Here is a 22,261-nt window from a genome sequence, read left to right as displayed (position 1 = left end):
GGGTCTTTTTTCAGGATAAGCCATAATAATCTTCTTTGCCTTACAAAGCAACAGTAAAGTATAGTAAATTTCTTATAAAGAGGTAACAAAAGCCTGTTCACTAAAGGCTCAAAAATATGGATTCCTCTCGGAAAGGGTATTTTTTTAATCTGCATAAATATACGGTTTGTTGCTGTTTAATTTTAAATTTACTAAAATCGATTAATAAAAGTATATCTGTATTACAATAAAATTGCAAGATTTTAAGCCATTATAAAAGGCACTTTCCTACACAATACCTTTAAGTAAGACGATTAATTTTCTTTAACCCTTTAAGTGCTGCCCGTCTGGGGGAAATAGAGGGCTTCAAGCTTTTCCTAGAAAAGCATCGGCGCACCTATGCTTACCTATTATAGTAAATTTCTTATAAAGAAGTAACAAAAACCGAATCACTACGGATTCATCGTTACCAAACAAAAACAAGTTTGATAACGATAAGAAAACGCTCACTAAAAAAGATTTGCAGACTTGCGCCTGCATCCTTTTCCAAGTTCGCGTAGTATAAAAACACGGATTTCCTTTGGAAACAGTACATTTTTGAATCCTCGTACAGTCAATTTGCTTTTACACCGCCGTAAATATTTGGCTTTAGGGAATATAAAATAAAAGAAAAGCAAATTAACAACGCTTCTATTTCATATGAATTCAAGAAATATACGGTTTTGTTACTGTTTAACTTCAAATTTACTATAGTTGAAATTCATAAAAGCAACGGAAGGTACTTTTACGAGAGATAAAAAAGGCGGCCTATGGCCGCCTTTTTTATTTATGCTATATTATCTCCTGTTCCGCCGTCTAATCCTTCTGTTTCAAGGTCGGGATCCGTTGCAGAAACCTTTATTTTTCTATAAACAGGCATTCCTGTACCGGCAGGGATCAGTTTACCTATAATTACGTTTTCTTTTAAGCCGATAAGAGGATCAACCTTGCCTTTAATTGCCGCTTCCGTAAGAACCCTTGTGGTTTCCTGGAAGGAAGCCGCAGAAAGGAAGGAATCCGTTGCAAGAGAAGCCTTTGTGATACCGAGGAGAACTCTGCTTCCGATAGCGGGTTCTAAGCCTTCTTCAATGACCTTTTTGTTGATTTCTTCAAATTCAAGCCAGTCTACCAAGCTTCCGGGAAGGAGATCCGTATCGCCGTTTTCTTCTACTTTCACTCGCTTAAGCATCTGGCGCACGATAACTTCAATATGCTTATCATTAATATCAACACCTTGAAGCCTGTATACTCTTTGAACCTCTGCAAGCATATAGTCCTGAACGCCTCTTATGCCTTTTATCTTAAGAATATCATGAGGATATACGCTACCTTCTGTCAGCTCGTCACCGGCGCCGATTTCGTCTCCGGTAAAGACTTTAATACGGGAGCCGTAAGGAATCAAATATTCCTTCACCTCTCCGTCGGGGCTTGTAACGATAACTTCACGCTTCTTCTTCGTGTCGCTTACAGTAACGGTACCTGCAAAATCGGAGATGATGGCAAGGCCCTTGGGCTTTCTTGCCTCAAAAAGCTCCTCAACACGGGGAAGACCCTGAGTAATGTCTTCGTTTGAAGAAATACCGCCTGTATGGAAGGTACGCATTGTAAGCTGTGTACCCGGCTCACCGATGGACTGGGCGGCTATAATGCCGACAGACTCACCGATTCTTACGATACGGCCGGAGGCCATGTTTGCGCCGTAGCATTTGGCACAGAGGCCGATTCTTGAACGGCAGGTCAGTATGGTTCTTATATAAACACTCTTAATGCCAAGGCTTTCCACAAGGTCGGCCTGGTCTGGGGTAATCATGGTGTCGGCTTTTACTATAATTTCGCCTGTTTCAGGGTGCATAATGTCAAGAATAGACCACCTGCCCCTTAAACGGTCGGAAAGGGGCTCTATGACTTCGTCGCCGTCTTTAAATGCAGACACCCACATGCCGGGAACTTCTTCCCCTTCTTCGGCGCAGTCCCATTCTCTTACGATAATGTCTTGAGAAACGTCTACAAGCCTTCTTGTAAGATAACCGGAGTCAGCAGTTCTTAAAGCCGTGTCCGAAAGGCCTTTTCTTGCACCGTGAGCGGAAATGAAATACTCAAGAACAGAAAGTCCTTCACGGAAGTTTGCCTTAATAGGAAGCTCTATAATGCCGCCTGAAGGGCTTGCCATAAGACCGCGCATACCTGCAAGCTGTTTAATCTGGTTTGTCGAACCTCTGGCGCCGGAGTTTGCCATCATGTAAATATTATTGTATCTTCCGAGGCCGTCAATCAGCGCTTTTGTAATCTGATCTGTTGCGCTTTCCCATGAAGCGATAATCTTTGCATGACGCTCTTCGTCGGTCATAAGACCGCGTCTGAACATCTTGGTAATATTTTCAACTTTGCCTTCCGTATCACGGATAATATCGTACTTAGCGGAAGGGATTTCCATATCCGATACGGAAACCGTCAATGCGCCCCTTGTGGAATAGCTGAAACCAAGGGTCTTTATTTTGTCAAGAACCTCAGCAGTATCTGTAGAGCCGTATCTGTTGATACATCTGTTGATAATCTTTCCAAGGGTCTTTTTGTCTACCACAAAATCTATTTCATAAAGGAATTTATTCTCAAATACAGTTCTGTCAACATAGCCGATATCTTGGGGAATCGCCTCGTTTAATATGATTCTTCCCACAGTTGTGTCAACGATTCTTGAATGGATTTCTCCGTCTATTTCAAGCGTACGCCTTACTTTTATTTTTGAATGAAGGCTGATGTATTTATTGTCATAGGCAAGAATAGCTTCCTGCTCGTCTTTAAATATTTTGCCTTCGCCTACTTCACCGTCTTTTGCAAGGGTAAGATAGTAAATACCTAAAACCATGTCCTGCGAAGGAACCGTAACCGGCGCTCCGTCAGAAGGTTTCAGAAGGTTATTTGGCGCAAGAAGGAGGAAACGGCATTCTGCCTGGGCCTCTGCCGATAAAGGTACGTGAACCGCCATCTGGTCACCGTCGAAGTCGGCGTTATACGCTGTACACACAAGCGGGTGAAGCTTTAAGGCCTTACCTTCTACAAGTACCGGTTCAAAGGCCTGAATACCAAGCCGATGAAGTGTTGGGGCACGGTTCAGCATAACAGGGTGTTCCTTAATAACGTCTTCAAGTACGTCCCAAACCTCCGGCTGAAGTCTTTCAACCATTCTTTTTGCACTTTTGATATTATGGGCAAAGCCCTCCTGAACAAGCTTTTTCATGGCAAAGGGCTTGAAAAGCTCTATGGCCATTTCCTTAGGAAGACCGCATTGGTAAAGCTTCAGATTGGGGCCTACAACGATAACGGAACGGCCGGAATAGTCAACACGTTTTCCAAGAAGGTTTTGTCTGAAACGGCCCTGCTTTCCTTTCAGTAAGTCTGAAAGGGATTTTAAAGGCCTGTTTCCGGGGCCTGTTACAGGTCTTCCTCTTCTGCCGTTATCGATAAGGGCATCAACGGCTTCCTGGAGCATTCTTTTTTCGTTTCGAACGATAATATTCGGTGCGCCAAGGTCCAAAAGTCTTTTAAGGCGGTTATTTCTATTGATAACCCTTCTGTAAAGGTCGTTTAAGTCGCTGGTGGCAAAGCGGCCGCCGTCCAGCTGAACCATAGGGCGAAGATCCGGCGGAATCACAGGAACAACGTCCATAATCATCCATTCGGGCTTATTTTTTGATATGCGGAAGCTTTCAATAACTTCAAGCTTCTTGATAAGCCTGATGCGCTTTTGCCCCGTAGCGTCCTTAAGCTGTTCCTTAAGCTCTACCGACTCTCTTTCAAGGTCGATATTCTGGAGAATTTCCTTAATGGCTTCTGCTCCCATGCCTACACGGAAGGTATTGCCGTATTTATCTACGGCTTCTCTATATTCTCTTTCATTTAAAAGCTGTTTATAGTCAAGACCTGTTCTGCCCGGGTCTAAAACGATATAAGAGGCGAAATATAATACTCTTTCAAGCACTCTTGGGGAAAGGCCTAAAATAAGGCCCATACGGCTTGGGATTCCCCTGAAATACCAGATGTGGGAAACGGGGGCGGCAAGCTCAATATGCCCCATTCTTTCCCTTCTTACCTTTGATTTTGTAACCTCAACGCCGCAGCGGTCACAGACTACGCCTTTATAGCGTATTCTTTTATATTTTCCGCAGTGGCATTCCCAGTCCTTAGAAGGACCGAAAATACGCTCGCAGAAAAGTCCGTCCCTTTCGGGCTTTAATGTTCTATAGTTTATGGTCTCGGGCTTTTTCACTTCGCCCCTTGACCATTCCCTGATTTTTTCAGGAGACGCCAGGCCAATTTTTATAGAATCAAATATAATGGATTGTTCTGTGTTTTCATTAGGCATATACCTTATCTCCCTTCAAAATTAATCCTCGAAATCATCTAAATCATCATCATCGGAGATTATGCTTCTGTATAAATCGTCTTTGTCGTCGTCATCCGGAATGTCAGAATCGTCAATATCAGCCGGAAGGTCATCTTCTTCATCAAGGAAGAAGCCATCAATCTCAAAATCACTTCCTGCGGAATATCCGCCGGAAGAAACTTTGCTTTCCTTCTTAGGCGCAGGCGTAAGGTCCTCATCCTCATCAAAGTCCTCTTCTTCGGTGTAATCATCGTCTGCAAGCTCTTCGTCTTCGTCGTCAAGCTCTCTTATAAGGTCATCGATTCCTTTTTTAATGAAGGGGCTGCTGTTTTCTTCGTCTTCATTGCCTTCGATATTCACGTTTATTTCGTCATAATCATCAATGGATTCTCTGATTTCTATTTCAGAGGAGTCCTCAAGAAGCACCCGAACGTCAAGGCCAAGAGCCTGAAGCTCTTTCAGTAATACCTTAAAGGATTCGGGAACCCCCGGCTCGGGAACGTTTTCGCCTTTTACAATTGCTTCGTAGGTTTTTACCCTTCCCACGATATCGTCGGACTTAACAGTAAGGATTTCCTGAAGGGTATAAGCTGCGCCGTACGCCTCAAGGGCCCAAACTTCCATCTCTCCGAAACGCTGTCCGCCGAATTGGGCTTTACCGCCCAATGGCTGCTGAGTAACGAGGGAGTAAGGTCCTGTGGAACGGGCATGAATTTTATCATCTACAAGGTGGTGAAGCTTCAGATAATGCATATAACCTACGGTTACAGGATTATCAAAATATTCTCCCGTTCTGCCGTCCCGAAGGTGTATCTTTCCGTCACGGCTTAAGGGAACGCCTCGCCACTCGTCTCTGTGGTCTTTGTTTTCATAAAGGCTCTGGAATATATCTTTTTCAAGAATATCCTCCCATTTCTCCGCAAACTCCTCCCATGTAAGATTTACATAGTCGTTTGCAAGGTCAAGGGTATCCATAATATCAATTTCGTTTGCTCCGTCGAATACGGGGGTTGCAATGTTCCAGCCTAAAGCCTTTGCAGCAAGACCCAGATGGACTTCAAGCACCTGACCGATATTCATACGGGAAGGAACGCCAAGAGGGTTCAGTACAACGTCCAAAGGCCTTCCGTTAGGAAGAAACGGCATATCTTCAACGGGAAGCACCCTTGAAATAACGCCCTTATTACCATGACGGCCCGCCATTTTATCTCCTACGGAAATCTTTCTCTTCTGGGCTATATAAACCCGCACAAGCTGGTTTACGCCGGGAGAAAGCTCGTCGCCGTTTTCCCTTAAGAATATTTTTACATCTACGATGGTTCCGTTTTCACCGTGGGGAACCCTTAAAGAAGTATCTCTTACTTCTCTTGCCTTTTCACCAAAAATTGCGCGAAGAAGCCTTTCTTCTGCCGTAAGCTCTGTTTCTCCCTTTGGTGTAACCTTTCCTACAAGAATATCGTTAGGGCCTACCTCTGCACCGATACGAATAATTCCCTTTGCGTCAAGGTCCTTCAAAGCGTCATCGCCTACGTTTGGAATATCTCTTGTAATTTCCTCGGGGCCTAATTTTGTGTCTCTGGCCTCCGCCTCGTATTCCTCTATATGAATGGAGGTGTAAACGTCCTCCTCAACAAGCTTTTCACTTAATAAAATAGCGTCCTCATAGTTATAGCCTTCCCAAGCCATAAACCCGATGAGCGGATTTCTTCCAAGGGCAAGCTCTCCGTTTGAGGTTGACGGTCCGTCTGCCAAAACGTCGCCCTTTTCAACTCTTTGGCCTTTGTATACAACAGGCTTCTGATCGATACAGGTACTCTGGTTGGAACGGACGAATTTCGTAAGCCTATAAACATCTTTTGCTCCCGAATCGGTTCTGATGACGATTTCCTTTGCCACAACCTGCTCTACAATACCTGCGTTTCTGGCAATTGCACATACGCCGGAGTCATAGGCTGTTTTATATTCCATACCTGTTCCTACAATAGGGGCTTCCGTCTTTAAAAGAGGAACCGCCTGACGCTGCATGTTAGAACCCATGAGGGCTCTCGTAACCTCGTCGTTTTCAATGAAGGGAATCAAAGCCGTAGCCACGGAAACCATCTGCTTTGCGGAAACGTCCATAAGGTCTACATTTTTACAGTCAACCTCGATAATTTCCTCACCGAAACGGCTGGCTACTCTTTTGCTTACGAATTCGCCTTTTTCGTTCAGCTGGGCATTAACCTGGGCTATGGTGTATTCTTCTTCTTCGTCTGCCGTAATATAGCGGCATTCATCTGTAACCCTTGGAACCTCACCGGACTGGTCTACGATTCTATAAGGGGCTTCTATGAAGCCGTATTCGTTAATTCTCGCGTACGTTGCAAGATAGTTAATCAGACCGATATTAGGACCTTCAGGGGTCTCAATAGGACACATACGGCCGTAATGAGAGCTGTGAACGTCACGAACCTCGAAACCTGCACGGTCTCTTGAAAGACCGCCGGGGCCTAAGGCAGAAAGACGCCTCTTATGGCCAAGCTCACCAAGGGGGTTGGTCTGGTCCATAAACTGGGAAAGCTGGCTGCTTCCAAAAAATTCCTTAATAACAGACGTCACAGGGCGTATATTTATAAGGGCCTGAGGGGTAACTATATCTAAGTCCTGAATGGTCATACGCTCTCTTACGACTCTTTCCATTCTGGCAAGACCGATTCTGAACTGGTTCTGTAAAAGCTCGCCTACGGAACGGATACGGCGGTTTCCTAAATGGTCGATATCATCTATGTTTCCGATGCCGTAATCAATATTAATGGTATAGTTAATAGAAGCCACAATGTCTTCTACGGTAATGTTTTTAGGAATAAGCCTGTGGATATTCATAGAAATTGCTTCTTTAAGGTCGTTAACGTCCTCATTTGCAGCAATAAGCTCTTTTAAAACAGGGAAATAAACGTCCTCTGTTATTTTGAAATCCGAAGCTTTAAGGCCTAAATGGGCGATGAAATTATTAATATCTACCGCAAGATTCGAAAGAACCTTAACTTCCTTATCGTCCTGAGCTATAAATATAGCGGGAACACCGGAATTCTGTATTTCTCTTGCTTTGTCAGAGGTTAAAATCTCTCCTGCTTCCGCAAGAACTTCTCCCGTCATAGGGTCAACAACCGGACGGGCAAGGGCGTGGCCCCGCACTCTGTTTTTAAATGCAAGCTTTTTATTGAATTTATAACGGCCCACCTTCGCAAGGTCATAGCGCTTCGGATCAAAGAACATGCTTCTTACAAGGCTTTCGCTGCTTTCAACTGTAGGCGGCTCGCCGGGACGGATTCTTTTATAAAGCTCAATAAGGGCTTCTTCGTAATTTTTTGAAACGTCCTTTTCCAAAGTTGATAAAATTTTAGGGTCCTCACCGAAAAGGTCTATAATCTCGCTGTCGCTGCTGATGCCTAAGCATCTGATTAATACGGTTATGGGAACCTTTCTTGTTCGGTCAACTCTTACGCTGAAAACATCGTTTGAGTCGGTTTCATATTCAAGCCATGCACCCCTGTTTGGAATAACCGTTGAAAAAAGAAGCTTTTTGCCTACCTTGTCATGCTCAAGAGAATAATAAATTCCGGGAGAACGAACAAGCTGGCTAACGATAACACGTTCAGCACCGTTAATAATAAAGGTCCCTGTATCCGTCATCAGAGGGAAATCGCCCATAAAGAGCTCCTGCTCTTTGATTTCGTCAACCTCTTTATTTCTTAAACGGGTTTTTACCCGCATAGGGGCTGCGTAGGTAGCGTCCCGCTCCTTACACTCTTCAATGGAATATTTAGGCTGGTCGTCCAGTCTGAAATCAATAAATTCAAGCACAAGATTGCCGTTGTAATCCGTAATAGGAGAAATATCCTCAAATACCTCCCTAAGGCCTTCCTCCAAAAACCACTTGTAGGAATCCTTTTGTACCTCAATTAAGTTAGGCATTTCAAGGACTTCGTCGATTCTGGAATAAGACATACGCTCAGTCCTGCCTTGCTTAAGAGAACGTACTCTGTTTTTCTCCATGAAAAATCACCCCTTAGTTTAATTATACAGGTTTAACAAAAAGTATATATTTCAATTCTAAAAAGTTAGTAAGCAATGCTGAATGTAAAATTTAGCTATATCTCCAAATTTTACATGGGCTTACAGACATAATACAGTGCCTTCGAAGCTTTTGGCGAAAGATAAACCTGCTGTCTTTCTCCAAAGACCTCGAAAACAGTTTATAGCAAAACCATCTTAAAGCAGTAACAAAAATCTACTTTTCATAAATAACTTAAATATTCAAAACCTTATGTTTAAGCCAATCAAAAAACACGATTTTTGTTCTCTTGAATGATTTGTTTAGCTGTAACCACCTTTTTTTGAAAGATGTTCAAATTATAATAAAATTTCGCTTTTTTGTTTCAGTATAAAATATATTTATAATTTCCTATAGCTCAACAGTTAAATTTAAAAATGTCAAAAGCCTTTAATCAGGCGAAAATTATAAAACCTAGATTATTTTGAACGCAAAAAATTACCGAGACATTGATTTTTCTCAATATATCGGTTCTATAACAAAGCGTGAAAAAATATAATTACTATCAGAAAAGGTTTTTCTCATAGGTAAGGGCATCCTTCAATTTTTATTTATCAAGGCGTCTTAAAATTATCAATTATTTACCTTAGGAACGAAACTTTAAATAAAGTATAGTCATATAAAACATTTTATATAAGCTTTTTTTAAAAAATATGTTGAATTCACTAAAGTTTTATGATATACTAATTTTGCAAATATCTTGATTATGTACATAACGATACATTAAATTATGTTATCACTATTTTCCTTGCGTGTCAAGGGTTTTTTTATTGCTTTTTAAAAAACCTTATTCTCAAAATTCTGTTAGAGAGGTGAACCATGGCTGCTCCACTTCTTTCCATAAACTCAAAAATCGATTTGGAAACCTTCAGCGACTTTTACAAGCTTAATTTCAACAATAATAAAAAATCCATTATAAAAAATCTTTTTGTAATGTTTTTGTTTTTGCTTACGGTGAATTTAGTTATAAACTTTCTCTTTAGGGCGACCCCTCAGGCAATACTGCGAAATTCCCTTTTATTTTTTATTGTGGTTGCAATTGTTTTTGCTTTTTCAATGTACCGACAAAGGCCTAAATCCCAGTTTAAGAAGATTTCCGCTAAAAGCGATTTAGCCTATTCTTACACCTTCTTTCATGATTTCTTTAATGTATCCTTTAATATAGCAGGTTCTGAATCCCAAAGCGGTGTTCAATACGATAATATAGGCAGGGCTTACGAAACAGGTATCGGTTTTTATATTTACACCAACAAAGGAACCGAAGTACCCGCCCAGCATTATGTAATAAGCAAAAATTCTCTTTCGGAAAAGCAAACCACTTCTTTAAGAGCAATTCTTAGGGGCAGGCTTAACGAGAATTTCGTACAGGTTTAAATTTCAACCCATGGCTTAAAGCCATGGGTTTTCTTTTATTATAAAAAACCAAAATGAGAAAATATATAGTAAATTTTATATAAAGAAGTAGCAAAAGCCTGTGTGAATATACGGCTTTGCTGCTGTTTCACTTTAAATTTACTATAGCCCCTTTTCTTTTATCCTAGAATAAATCTTTGATATTAAAGGGCTTAAAAAAGCAAAAGCAAACTGATAAAGTACGATTCTTTTTAAATCCGGTATAGCAGTTTCTCTTTAAACTACCCAACAAAAAACAAAGGAATATATAAATAAGGGTCATCTATCTGAAGTTTCTTCACGGTTTCAGCGTCGTTTCTGATGACGTAATACATGTCTCCCGTATATTTATCAAAAATAATTTTATAAACCTTCATGTCAAATTTATAATATCTTGAAAATTCCCCTTCAAATTCCATGGCCTGAATACACTCTTCGATAAAGCGAAATTCGTCTTGATGTTCTTCCACAATTTCTTCATAGGTCATATCATTTCTGTTGAAAAGGACAGGGCTTTTTTTAAACCTTCCAAGGCCTTCAAGACAGATTTTTTTTGCCCAAATGAGAGCTTCTTCTTTTGGGAGAGGCTTTTCTTCTGTAATTTCATCAATATAGATAACCGGCGCCCGGTCCGTAACAGAATTTTTATCCTGACCTTTTTCAGGGTCCGCATAGGAATAAAAGGCGTTAAGCTGAAAGCAAAGGGAATCTGCGAGCGTATAGGCATATCCGTCAATGATTCTATAGGAATTGTCTGAAAGTTCCTTTCCTTCTGTTGCCTCAGAAAAAGAAAATACCTTTCCATCCTTTTCTATGGTGGTTTTTCTGCTTTCATTATCCCAGCCAATAACGGCTCCAAGGCCTTCTCCCACTGCCCTTAGAGGAACGAGAGCACGGTTTTCCAAGATAATGCCTTCAGCTCCTTTCAGAGGGCTTCCGTTTAAGAACAAGATAATATAATTTTCATGTCTTAAAACTTCGGTAGTTTCATCAATTATGCCGTCCTTTTCATACATAATATCGTCCCCGGAAATCCGCCATACAGGGCCGTTTCTCTCCTCGGCGCCAAAAGCCTTGCTTTTATTTGGGTTAAAAATGACAAGCACAAGAATTACAGCAAAAATAATCTTTTTCAAATAAATTCCTCCCAGCTTTAATTATATTTTTATCAAATATCCTTCGGCTTAAGGTCTGCAAATACTATAGTAAATTTAAAATTAAACGGGACCAGAACAGTATATTCACATAGACTTAAAAACGTAGCATTTCCGAAAACCGTGTTTTTAAATCTCCGGTGAACAGGCTTTTGTTCCTTCTTTATGAGAAACTTACTATATATACTGTCCACATACTATAAAGATAACATGGTTTGCAATAAATTCCAATATCTGTAATACTATTTTAACACAATAAAAAGGGCACTGTAACACAGTGCCCTTTGACTTTCGCCGCAATTACTTAACTGTAACTTTAGCTCCAACTTCTTCAATCTTAGTTTTAAGGGATTCAGCTTCCTCTTTGGAAACGCCTTCCTTAACCATTTTAGGAGCGCCTTCAACAAGGTCTTTTGCTTCTTTTAAGCCAAGGCCGGTGATTTCTCTAACAACCTTGATAACCTTAATCTTTTCTGCGCCTACTTCTGTAAGTTCTACGTCGAACTCAGTTTTTTCCTCAGCTGCTTCAGCTGCGCCGCCTACTGCGCCTGCTGCTACTACAACGCCTGCTGCTGCGGATACGCCGAATTCTTCCTCTGCCTTCTTAACTAAATCGTTAAGCTCTAAAACTGTTAATTCCTTTATAGCCTCGATGATTTCATCAATTGTTAACTTTGCCATTTATACGCACCTCCAAATATAATTAAATAATGAGCCTTCGACGGAATAAAAATTCCATCGAGCTTATGGTACTATTCGTACAAATTTACAGAAAAACACTGCAAACCGATACTTATAACGCAAAAAGCCCTTCGGACTTTTCCTTGATAAACCAAGGATTCGGCTTCACCGAAATCACGTTACATAAGAATCAAGCATATTCCTTATGCTTCTACCGGAGCCTCTGCTCCCTCTGTGCCTTTTTCTGCAATCGCGTTTACTACTCTTGCAAAAGAAGCCATAGGCGCCTGGAAGGAACCAAGCAATTTTGATAAAAGCTCTTCTCTTGAAGGTATCTTCGCTATTGCGTCAACACCTGCTGCATCATAAACAACGCCTTCTACAACACCGGCTTTAAACTCAAGCTTAGGCATACCCTTAAGCTCTTTAGAGATAATTCTTGCCGCTGCGGTAGCGTCACCATAAGAAAAAGCAACTGTAGTTGGCCCTTTAAGATAAGGAGCGATTCCAGAGAACTCTGTATTTTCAATAGCAAAGTTAATCATGGAGTTTTTATAAACTTTATAATCAACTCCGCCCTCTCTGAGCTTTTTACGTAAAACCGTATCCTGCTCAACGCTAAGACCTCTTCCGTCTACTAAAACTATAGAAGCAGCTTTGTCAAGCTTTTCTTTAATTTCGTTAATAACGACCTGCTTTTTTTCAATCTTTGGCATGCAGACACACCTCCTTTAAAAATCTTGCGGACAGTTTAAGCTTTGTAATATAGCGATATAATACAAAAACCAACAGCCGCTACTTCAAAAAAACTCCCTGCCAAAGACAGGGAGAATTATCCGTTTAAATAAACAATATTCCTCGGCAGGCCACAAAGGTTACATGCGAAAAGCATGCCTGCTGTCTTAGGCAGTATTTAATTAATCAAGCTAAATAAGTATAGCTTGTTTTAATAATTTTGTCAATCACTAAATTATATTCCCATAAAAGATTAAACCCTATGGTGTGAAAAAATTTAGTGTTTCGTATCTTTTCATGCTTTATTCTGTGCTTCATCAAGTCATCCCATGAAAAAATATGCAGAATAATGTTTCTTAACCTACGATTTTTGAAGCGTTTAATTTAACTCCTGGGCCCATAGTTGTAGTTACAACAACGCTTCTTAAGTAAGTTCCCTTGGAAGCGGCAGGCTTCGCCTTAACAACAGCACCCATCAGCGTGTCAAAGTTTTCTTTCAGCTTCTCAGTTCCGAAGGAAACCTTTCCAATGGGAACGTGGATAATGTTTGTTTTATCGAGACGGTATTCGATTTTACCGGCTTTAATATCTTCAACAGCCTTCTTAACATCCATAGAAACGGTTCCGGCTTTTGGGTTTGGCATAAGGCCTTTTGGACCCAATACTCTACCTAAACGGCCAACAACACCCATCATATCCGGGGTTGCAACTACTACGTCGTAGTCAAACCAGTTGTCGTTTTGAATTCTTGAAACAAGCTCCTCAGCGCCTACAAAGTCTGCGCCGGCGGCTTCCGCTTCGGCGGCTTTATCGCCTTTGGCAAAAACAAGAACTCTTACCTTTTTACCTGTACCATGGGGAAGAACAACTGCACCTCTAACCTGCTGGTCTGCATGGCGGGAGTCAACGCCCAATTTAATATGAGCTTCAACTGTTTCGTCAAATTTAGCATAGGAAAGCTTCTGAACAAGCTCGATGCCTTCTTTTATGTCATAAAGGCTTGAGCGGTCTACAAGCTTTTCTTTTTCTATATATTTCTTTCCTCTTTTCATCAAAAATCCTCCTTATGTGGTAATATCGGGAGAGCTCCCTCCCACTTATACTAATATAGTATTAGTCTTCAACTACGATACCCATGCTGCGGGCAGTACCTGCAATCATGCTCATGGCCGAATCAACGTTTGCTGCGTTTAAGTCGGGCATTTTCTGCTCTGCGATTTTGCGAAGCTCTTCACGATTGATCTTAGCAACTTTTGTTTTGTTGGGAACCCCTGAACCGGATTCGATCTTGCAGGCCTTCTTTAAAAGAACGGCAGCAGGAGGAGTCTTTGTGATGAATGTAAAAGACTTGTCCTGATAAACAGTGATAACAACAGGGATGATTAAACCTACCTGTGATTGTGTTCTTTCATTAAATTCCTTGCAAAAGCCCATAATGTTAACGCCGTGCTGACCTAAAGCGGGTCCTACCGGCGGTGCTGGGGTGGCTTTACCAGCCTGAATTTGCAATTTGATATAACCTGTAACTTTCTTTGCCATATGGCACCTCCTGAAATGTGGTAATTAACGGGATTTTCCCTCCCACGCGCAAAAAGCGCATACGCAAGCCATTGCCTGCGGTATAAACGGGCGGTGTGTGCCCTTTATAAATATTTCCCTTCATGTATGAAAGAAAAACATTTCAATAATAAATTTTAAAAATACTAAAGCATGTGAAAATACCGAAGTGTATTTTCTGGCTGTAATCAATTGAACCTAACCCTACAGAAAACCTAAGCTAATATGAATTCAGCGGAATTAAAATTCCATCAAGCTTTTGATACTATTTGTACGAATTTGCAGAAAAACACTGCCGTGCGTACACCTAAAGGTGTACTTAAAGTTTTATACTCATAATACGAAAAATTCTTGTAATTTTCCCTTGGTTAACCAAAAGGGCAGTTGTCGAACTCACGTTAAGCTATATGAGATTTTGAATCTGATTGAAATCAAGTTCCACCGGCGTTTCCCTTCCGAATACGGAAAGAGTAACGGTAACGGTTCTTTTGTTGAAATTGATTTCTTTTACAGTACCGATAGAATCTTCAAAGGGACCAAAGGTAACTCTTACGCTGTCCCCAAGATTAGCGTCTATGGTTTCCGCAGAAAGCTCTATGCCCATGGTTCCTATTTCCTCTTCTGTAAGAGGAACGGGCTTTGAGCCGGGGCCTACAAAACTTGTAACGCCTCTTGTATTTCTTACGATGTACCAGGTTTCGTCGTTCATAATCATCTTAAGAAGCACGTAGCCCGGAAAAACCTTCCTTTGAACGCTTTTCTTCTGGCCGTTTTTAATTTCTATCTGCTCCTGAGTGGGAACCTGAACCTCTAAAATCTGGTCCTGCATATTTCGGTTTTCAACGATTTTTTCAATATTCGCCTTTACCTTGTTTTCGTATCCTGAATAGGTATGAACAACATACCACCGGGCTTCATTAGACATATTACCATCCTTTGCTTACGCTATTCGCTTTTAAGGTGACCTTCTTTAAGTAAAACCCCTTAAAACCCCATGAGAATCATCTCAAAACCAAAGCCTTGAGCCTATCTCATCTGCTTTAAAAGATATACTTACAGACATAAAAAGCCCTATCAGCTTACAAGCTTTGCAAAAAGGTCCATCCCTGTATTAAACACAAAATCCATACAGAAAATGAGAACCCCAAACAATATACATGTAATAATGACAGTAATCGTATTCTTCTTAAGCTCGGCCCTTGTAGGCCAAACTATTCTCTTAAATTCGCCTTTGTATTCGTTTATCTTGTCGGAAAGGCCTTTACTGGCTTCAACAGGCTTAGCATCCTGCTTTTTATTATCCTTATCCAAAATATTCACATCCTTACTTGGTTTCTCTGTGAAGAGTGTGAGCATTGCAGAATTTGCAGAATTTCTTAGTTTCTAATCTGTCAGGATGATTTTTCTTTTCCTTTGAAGTGTTGTAGTTTCTCTGCTTGCATTCTGTGCATGCTAATGTAATATTGGCTCTCATTGATTACACCTCTCTTTATTAATAGCTTAAATCTAAAATTTCATTCCGTCTTTTAATTTTATAAGCTGCGGGCCTTTAGGCCGCACGATATAAAACAAAGCGGAATATATATCCGATACTTTTTTTAGACACAAAAAAAAGACTCTCGTCACCAAATAATACTATCACACAGCTAAAACAATGTCAAATGTTTTTTAGAAGACAACTATTTTTAGGCCTTTGTTTTTCTCCGAAAGGAAATTTCAGGAACATATTATAGGTAAGAACCGGCCGCAGCACCTTGCTGTGCAAGGCTTATAATTTAAATCAAGGCTTTAAATTGTATATATCTGAGGATTAAAGTCTGGATTGCTATAAGACAGCCCTGCAAGCTCAATTTATATCTAAAAATAGTCAAACTTCCGGATATTGTACGAAAATGTACATTCGAAGGCTTTTAATGAAGAAGCCGTATTGTTACGGCAAAATATTCTGGATTCTCAATCTTTCAGCTGTGCCCTAAGAATCCTTTTTCGAATTGCTTTTATACCTATTTAATATATAATTCTTCCCTGCCTTTTGAACAGGTTTTTGGGAAGGTTTTTTGATTTGATCAAGGATTTCTTTGTTTTTTTGTTCCCATGCTCTTATGGAAATATCTTTTTCAAGGATTTCATTAATAAGGGTCTGCATATTTTTTACGGTTTCCGGGTATTCTTTTCCGGCTTCGTCTAATTTATCTTCTATTTCTTTAAAGGAGGACTGAAAAAGCCTGTCAAGGTCTATCACCTCATCGATTAAATGAAGCTTCTCCTTATTCATTTCCGCGAAAAACACATTGGCTTCCGGAGAGCTTTCTTTGCTTAATAAAATCATATTCTGGTTTTCGGTGATATTATATATTTTACTTAACGCCCCCATTTTTTTATCAAGAAGCTCTTTCAAATAATCAAGCTTTATTCTAAGCACTCTATCCCTCCTCGTTCTAATTTGATATAATTATAATAATTTTAAAATTAAACCGTAATAAAACCGATATTTACATAGACGTGAAATGTATCATTCCGAAGGAAATTCCTGTTTTAGTCTATAGTGAATGTTTTTTTGTTATCTCTTTATAAGAAATTTACTATATATAAATAGGCTTTTATAGTATAACTTAGCAGATAATGTAAAATACTTCAAATACCCTATATAGTAAAACCAATTAGTTACAGTAATAAAAATTGTATATTTTAGACGGCTTGGGTTATAGCGTTTTTACACATTTAAGCCGTTTATAGAAAATGGATCTTTGTTGCTACAAGCTTATTTTGCTGTAAATACCTTGAAACATTATTTAATTATAATAATAGCATAGGGCTTATTTACTTTCAAATCTAAAAATTCATCAATTTATTATTATATTTTTAATAATAGTTTAATAATAAAATAATTCTTTTGTAATCCGTATATTATATAGTGGATTTAGTTTCATACCTTATGTACTGCTAGACGCGATGAAATTGAATCTTGATATGTTCCCCGAATACTACAAAAAAAGTAATACTAAGGAGATTGGATATGAACGAATATAATATTTTAGTAGCAGATGACGATAAGGAAATTAGAAACGCGCTTGACATTTATCTTACAAACGAAGGCATGAATGTATTTCTTGCGGCAGACGGGGCAGAGGCCCTTGAAATTCTTGAAAAAACAGACGTCCACCTAATTATCATGGATATCATGATGCCTAAAATGGACGGAATTCAAGCAACTTTAAAAATACGGCAGGATAAGGATATCCCCATCATCATATTATCTGCAAAAAGCGAAGACAGAGACGTTATCTTGGGCCTTAATATCGGTGCCGACGATTATATGACAAAACCTTTTAATTTTCTTGAGCTTATTGCAAGGGTAAAAAGCAATTTAAGGCGCTATACAAAATATGAAAATTACCAAAAAAACAAGGAAGATGACGGCGTTCTATCCATAAGGGGCCTTGTGCTTAACAAAAAGACAAATGAAGTCTTTGTAAACGGCACTCAGGTTCACCTCACGCCGATAGAATTTAAAATCCTTCAGCTTCTTATGGAAAATAAGAATATTACCTTTTCCATAGAAGAAATCTATGAAAAAGTATGGAAAGAGCCTTTTTACAACAGTGAAAACACCGTAGCCGTACACATCAGAAGAATAAGGGAAAAAATAGAGGTAAACCCTAAGGAGCCTATGTACCTTAAGGTCGTATGGGGGGTAGGATATAAAATTGAAAAATAGCAGCTTATTAAAAGACGGCATGATTCTTTCCAAAAAATACGGAATCTCTATGCTTATTCTTATTTTTTCGTCTGTGCTTTTTTATATCAGCCTCGTAAGCATAGACGGCTATATAGAAAAATATAAATATTTTAAAAATGATTACAATTCCAGGATTATTTTTGAAAACGCCCTCCGCTCCGATTATGTAGTAAATGAAAATATCACGAGATACGCTAAAAACTTAAACAGGTTTTTTATTTATTACAGAAATTTTCTTACGCTGCCGGAGGATAAAAAGGTTACGGAAATGGATATTGCCGAGGACACGGCAAAGCTCCAGCAGAATTTGTATGCCTCTCAGCAAAGGGCCATAGACCTTTATAACGAAACGGCTTTTAACAGCGAAAGCACAAAAGAAGATATTGCCGTAGCCGAAGAACAGCTCCGGAATTCCTTTGAAAAGCTTATAGAAAATTACAGAGACGAAGTCAATAATATTAAAAAATCCATATTAAAAGAAAAGAATGAAAATTACACCATTATTTATAACTATCTTGAGCAGACAGACGAATTCGTCTATTACATCAACGACTCCGTCCTGAACCGTACATTTAAAAACATAGCCGGCGTAGATAATATTGAGTATTATATGCAAAACGAGGCCTATCTCAATATTAACCTCTCGGAAATATCCGAAACCTTTAACGGCGTAAATTTAAACACAAGCTTTGAGCTTAACGGAATAACCGGATATATTATAATACCCAAGGAGCAGCCTCTTCAAAGCATCCTTGGCCCTTCCATAGAATCGGCAATCCGTTACAGAAACAGCGAAATTGAAAGATACAGGAATTTGCTCATTAAATATATTATTTTAGCTCTTGCAGCGGCAGGGGCAATTATAAGCCTTATTTTTGAGGCCTACAGAAGCTCCGGTTCCTCTGTAAAAGAGGGCTTTTGTCTGTTTTTCAGGCCTTATCTTAAAATTCCTGCTTTTCTAAAGCTTTTTCTCATCGTTTGGGCAGGAAGCAATATATTCCGCTATACTGCAGGAAATATAAGCGCTCTGAACATGAATGGCTACGGCGGAACAGACCTTGTTTTTGATTCCGCCATGCTTTTTATTTACATCATTGCAATTATTTTTTCTTTTGCATACGCTGTTTATATTTTAAAGGATATACGGCGGCTTAAAAATGAATTTGAGTATAAGTCCATCTTAAAAATAGGAGAAAATCTTAAAATCATTAGGGCCTTTAGCCCGTTTTTCCTAACCTTCTTATGGGTGCTTATGCTTTTTGTTATTATAATTATTTTAATCTTTACTATAATGCTTGTAGGAACTGCAGGGCTTTATATAGAAACGGCATTTTTTGTCATCGTAGCCCTTTTCGTATGCGCCGTTATATTTATAACCATGGATATCATCTCCAGCTTTTCAAAGCTTGGATACTATATAAATATCATTTCAGGGGGCAAGAAAATAGAGGTTCCGAGAGAAACAGGGCTTTTTGCCACCCCTGTAAATATGCTGAACGAGCTTAGCGAAGGCCTTTACCGCTCCCTTGATGAGACCCTTAAAAGCGAGCGTACCACGACAGAGCTTATTACAAACGTATCCCACGACTTAAAAACCCCCCTCACCTCTATTATAAATTATGTCGATCTGCTTTCAAGGCTGAACGGCTTAGGCCCCGAAGCAAGAAGCTATGTAGAGGTCCTGAAGCAAAAATCCTATCGGCTTAAAATATTAATCGACGACCTTTTTGAAGCCTCAAAATTAAGCAGCCAGTCTGTAGAGCTTGATTTAGAGCCGGTAGACGTAATACAGCTTTATGAACAGTCTCAAGGGGAGTTAAATGAAAAAATAGAAGAATCCGGCCTTGACTTCCGTTTAAGCACTACCTCAGAAAAAATAATGCTGTGGCTTGACGGCAAAAAAATGTGGCGGGTATTTGAAAACCTCATTAATAATATTATTAATTATTCTCCCAAAGGCTCCCGGGTGTATGTTTCTTTCATAGACCACGACCGATACGCTGAAATAATCCTTAAAAACGTATCAAACCATGAACTTGATTTCGATGCCTCGGAGCTTTTTGAAAGGTTCAAAAGAGGGGACTCTTCAAGAACCACCGAAGGAAGCGGCCTGGGCCTTTCCATCGCCAAAAATATCATAGACCTCCACGGGGGAAAAATGGATATTTCCATAGATGGAGACTTGTTCAAGGTGATTCTTATTCTTTATAAATAATAAGAACAAGTTTCATTTTCTGCCGCTTTTAAATTTAAATAAACCCAAGGATTCTCCATTATAAAGCGAAAATATAAAAGCTTGTCCCTTATAAGGGACAAGCTTTTATTAATTTCTGTTCTGCCATTTCCATTTTATAGCCCTTGCTTCGATTTCTTTTACAAGGCTGTCTTTTCCGTCGCAGTAAGCGTCGATGTCATTTGGGTATTTTTTTGCAAGCTCCGCTTTAAGGCTTCCGTAAGCTTGTCTTGCATCAGGGAAATTTCTTAAATAATCCCTGAAAGCAAGATGCCGCTCAATTTCATATAAATTATCATATTGAAAGATATGGACGTGGAAGGCTTGCTTTTCTTTTCCCTTTCGGAAATATCTGCGGCGCTCTATGCCGAATTCTCCCATAGGCTCATAGCCTATTGCTTCAAAGTAAGGGTTCAACGCATCTATTTTTTCGATATCGGAAACCACAGGCATAATGTCTATAATGGGCTTTGCCTTAAGGCCGCTTACGGAGGTGCTTCCAATATGAAAGATGCTTATAATCTCGTCCTTAAGGATATTGCCTATGAATAAGGCTTCCTTCTCATATAAAATCCGCCAGTTTTCACTATAATCAACAATTTCTATATGCATATCCTGCCTCCTGATAAAGATAAGGCCTGCCAGATATTATTTACTCAGCAAAAACTGGCTGAAAAATTTATCATGAACGGAATTTGCCGCTTTATTTGCATCATCTTTATCAATAAGAACGGTTATCTTTATTTCAGAAGTTGAAATAAGGTGTATATTTACCCCCACATCGTAAAGGGCTTCAAACATCACGGAAGCAACCCCCGGATTCGTCGCCATTCCTGCGCCTACGATAGAGAGCTTGGCTATATCGTCGTCATAGCTGATAGAGTTGAAATTAATACGTTCTTTATTCTCATTAAGGATTTTTACAGTTTCCTGCGCCTCATCTTTAGTTACGGTAAAGGAAATATCAATTGTGTTATTCTTTGCAAGAGACTGAAGAATGATATCTACCATAATATCGTTTTTCGCAAGCAAAGAAAATATTTTAAAAGCCTTTCCAGGCGAGTCTTCTATACCAATAAGGGATATTCTTGCCACATTGTCGTCTACGGCAAGGCCGCTTACAAACATTTTTTCCATTTTTGTTTCCTCCTTAACTAAAGTACCCTCTTCTTTTGTCATGCTTGAGCGAACCACAAGCTTAACATTATATTTCTTAGCAAGCTCAACAGACCTGTTATGAAGAACCTTTGCACCCAAAGAAGCAAGCTCAAGCATTTCGTCATAGCTTATTTCTTCAAGCTTAACAGCCCCTTTCACAACTCTGGGATCGGCTGTATAAACACCGTCAACGTCTGTATATATTTCGCATAAATCCGCGTTAAGGCTCGCGGCAAGGGCAACCGCCGTCGTATCGGAGCCGCCTCTGCCTAAAGTCGTAAGGTCGTTATACCTGTTATAGCCTTGAAACCCGGCTATAATAACAATATTATTTTTATCAAGCTCCGAATTTATTCTTTCGGTATTGATTCTTTTTATTCGGGCATTTTGATGGTTGGAAGACGTAAGCACTCCAACCTGATTTGCGTTTAAAGAAACTGCCGGATAGCCAAGAGAATGTATGGCCATAGCCATAAGCGCAACCGACTGCTGCTCGCCGGTAGCTAAAAGCATATCCATCTCACGCCTTGAAGGATTTTTATTTAATTCTTTTGCCTTTTCAATAAGCTCGTCTGTAGTGTCGCCTTGGGCGCTAAGCACTACTACAACAGAATTGCCTGCTTTATAAGTGTCAACAATCCTATTCGCAACATTCATAACCCGCTCCACATTCGCCACGGAGCTCCCGCCAAATTTCTGAACAATAAGCATGAGATTAAACCTCCTTAAGAATAAAGCTTTATCTCAAAATAATCTTTCATATTTCAGGATAAATAAAGTAAATTAAAGAATATATTAATGGTGCTTTTCCAGCTTATCATTAACAAGCCGAAAACAGGTTTATTAACGATAAATCAACGCCCGCTTAGAAAGATTACAAACTTGCGCTTATATCGTTTTTAAATTGCTTAAAATAAATTATAAACATTCCTGTTTAATTATTATACGCGATTAAACATAAAATACGTCACTGAAATTTTGTCCTAAAACGCCGCTATAATTCAAATTACTCCAAAAAGAAAAGGCTTTTTTATTTTACACTATTTCGTAATTTAATGTAAGTAGGTTTATCAATAATTAAAGATTTTCCTTCTATTATTAATCTGCCCTTAATAAT

Annotated in this window: 16 protein-coding genes and 1 other annotated feature; of the genes, 3 read left to right on the top strand and 13 right to left on the bottom strand. The window is 39.5% G+C overall.

The genetic code is table 11. The features are described from left to right. Nucleotides 1-805: 805 nt before the first annotated feature. Nucleotides 806-4,381 (bottom strand): DNA-directed RNA polymerase subunit beta', encoded by a 3,576-nt coding sequence (rpoC, locus tag NBX03_RS01345; RefSeq protein WP_250228984.1) that lies wholly within the window; start codon nt 4,379-4,381, stop codon nt 806-808. A gap of 21 nt (nt 4,382-4,402) precedes the next feature. Further along, complete coding sequence (gene rpoB / locus NBX03_RS01340) at nt 4,403-8,437, bottom strand: DNA-directed RNA polymerase subunit beta (protein ID WP_250228983.1); 4,035 nt, start codon at nt 8,435-8,437, stop codon at nt 4,403-4,405. 877 nt (nt 8,438-9,314) lie between these two features. On the opposite strand from rpoB, the gene NBX03_RS01335 reads away from it, so the two are divergent. Beyond that, nucleotides 9,315-9,869, top strand: coding sequence for a hypothetical protein (locus NBX03_RS01335; RefSeq protein ID WP_250228982.1), 555 nt, complete (start codon nt 9,315-9,317; stop codon nt 9,867-9,869). A gap of 260 nt (nt 9,870-10,129) precedes the next feature. Here NBX03_RS01335 and NBX03_RS01330 read toward each other — a convergent pair whose 3' ends face one another. From NBX03_RS01330 to NBX03_RS01290, 9 genes are all read right to left on the bottom strand, one after another. Further along, complete coding sequence (locus NBX03_RS01330) at nt 10,130-11,023, bottom strand: stalk domain-containing protein (RefSeq protein ID WP_250228981.1); 894 nt, start codon at nt 11,021-11,023, stop codon at nt 10,130-10,132. Nucleotides 11,024-11,341: 318 nt separating this feature from the next. After that, entirely contained in the window at nt 11,342-11,722 is a 381-nt protein-coding gene (rplL, locus tag NBX03_RS01325; RefSeq protein ID WP_250228980.1) for a 50S ribosomal protein L7/L12, read from the bottom strand. A gap of 203 nt (nt 11,723-11,925) precedes the next feature. After that, nucleotides 11,926-12,438 (bottom strand): 50S ribosomal protein L10, encoded by a 513-nt coding sequence (gene rplJ, locus NBX03_RS01320; RefSeq protein WP_250228979.1) that lies wholly within the window; start codon nt 12,436-12,438, stop codon nt 11,926-11,928. A gap of 77 nt (nt 12,439-12,515) precedes the next feature. Continuing rightward, nucleotides 12,516-12,647 (bottom strand) — a sequence feature (ribosomal protein L10 leader region). A 166-nt stretch (nt 12,648-12,813) separates the two neighbouring features. Next, entirely contained in the window at nt 12,814-13,509 is a 696-nt protein-coding gene (gene rplA / locus NBX03_RS01315) for a 50S ribosomal protein L1 (RefSeq protein ID WP_250228978.1), read from the bottom strand. Nucleotides 13,510-13,570: 61 nt separating this feature from the next. After that, nucleotides 13,571-13,996 (bottom strand): 50S ribosomal protein L11, encoded by a 426-nt coding sequence (rplK, locus tag NBX03_RS01310; RefSeq protein ID WP_250228977.1) that lies wholly within the window; start codon nt 13,994-13,996, stop codon nt 13,571-13,573. Between the two features lie 421 nt (nt 13,997-14,417). Further along, nucleotides 14,418-14,939: a transcription termination/antitermination protein NusG gene (nusG, locus tag NBX03_RS01305; RefSeq protein ID WP_250228976.1), complete on the bottom strand. Its 522-nt coding sequence runs from the start codon at nt 14,937-14,939 to the stop codon at nt 14,418-14,420. Nucleotides 14,940-15,088: 149 nt separating this feature from the next. Beyond that, on the bottom strand, nt 15,089-15,325 hold the full coding sequence (secE, locus tag NBX03_RS01300; RefSeq protein ID WP_250228975.1) for a preprotein translocase subunit SecE: 237 nt from the start codon (nt 15,323-15,325) through the stop codon (nt 15,089-15,091). Between the two features lie 13 nt (nt 15,326-15,338). Then, nucleotides 15,339-15,488, bottom strand: a complete 150-nt coding sequence (gene rpmG / locus NBX03_RS01295; protein ID WP_250228974.1) for a 50S ribosomal protein L33 — start codon at nt 15,486-15,488, stop codon at nt 15,339-15,341. 498 nt (nt 15,489-15,986) lie between these two features. Next, nucleotides 15,987-16,436 carry a hypothetical protein gene (locus tag NBX03_RS01290; protein ID WP_250228973.1) on the bottom strand — a complete coding sequence of 150 codons (450 nt, stop codon included), beginning with the start codon at nt 16,434-16,436 and terminating at the stop codon, nt 15,987-15,989. A 594-nt stretch (nt 16,437-17,030) separates the two neighbouring features. Here NBX03_RS01290 and NBX03_RS01285 point away from each other — a divergent pair. Next, entirely contained in the window at nt 17,031-17,732 is a 702-nt protein-coding gene (locus NBX03_RS01285) for a response regulator transcription factor (protein WP_250228972.1), read from the top strand. Beyond that, nucleotides 17,722-19,968 carry a sensor histidine kinase gene (locus NBX03_RS01280; RefSeq protein WP_250228971.1) on the top strand — a complete coding sequence of 749 codons (2,247 nt, stop codon included), beginning with the start codon at nt 17,722-17,724 and terminating at the stop codon, nt 19,966-19,968. Before NBX03_RS01285 ends, NBX03_RS01280 begins: the two co-directional genes overlap by 11 nt. Nucleotides 19,969-20,076: 108 nt before the next feature. Here NBX03_RS01280 and NBX03_RS01275 read toward each other — a convergent pair whose 3' ends face one another. Both NBX03_RS01275 and NBX03_RS01270 read right to left on the bottom strand, forming a co-directional pair. Beyond that, nucleotides 20,077-20,598 carry a GrpB family protein gene (locus tag NBX03_RS01275; protein ID WP_250228970.1) on the bottom strand — a complete coding sequence of 174 codons (522 nt, stop codon included), beginning with the start codon at nt 20,596-20,598 and terminating at the stop codon, nt 20,077-20,079. A gap of 36 nt (nt 20,599-20,634) precedes the next feature. Beyond that, nucleotides 20,635-21,855 carry an aspartate kinase gene (locus tag NBX03_RS01270; RefSeq protein ID WP_250228969.1) on the bottom strand — a complete coding sequence of 407 codons (1,221 nt, stop codon included), beginning with the start codon at nt 21,853-21,855 and terminating at the stop codon, nt 20,635-20,637. Between the last annotated feature and the right edge of the window lie 406 nt (nt 21,856-22,261).

This window comes from Anaeropeptidivorans aminofermentans (assembly GCF_940670685.1).
In the GTDB taxonomy this organism is placed as follows: domain Bacteria; phylum Bacillota; class Clostridia; order Lachnospirales; family UBA5962; genus Anaeropeptidivorans; species Anaeropeptidivorans aminofermentans.
Note: the sequence above shows the minus strand (reverse complement) of the source record. Positions and strands in the feature narration are given on the sequence as shown.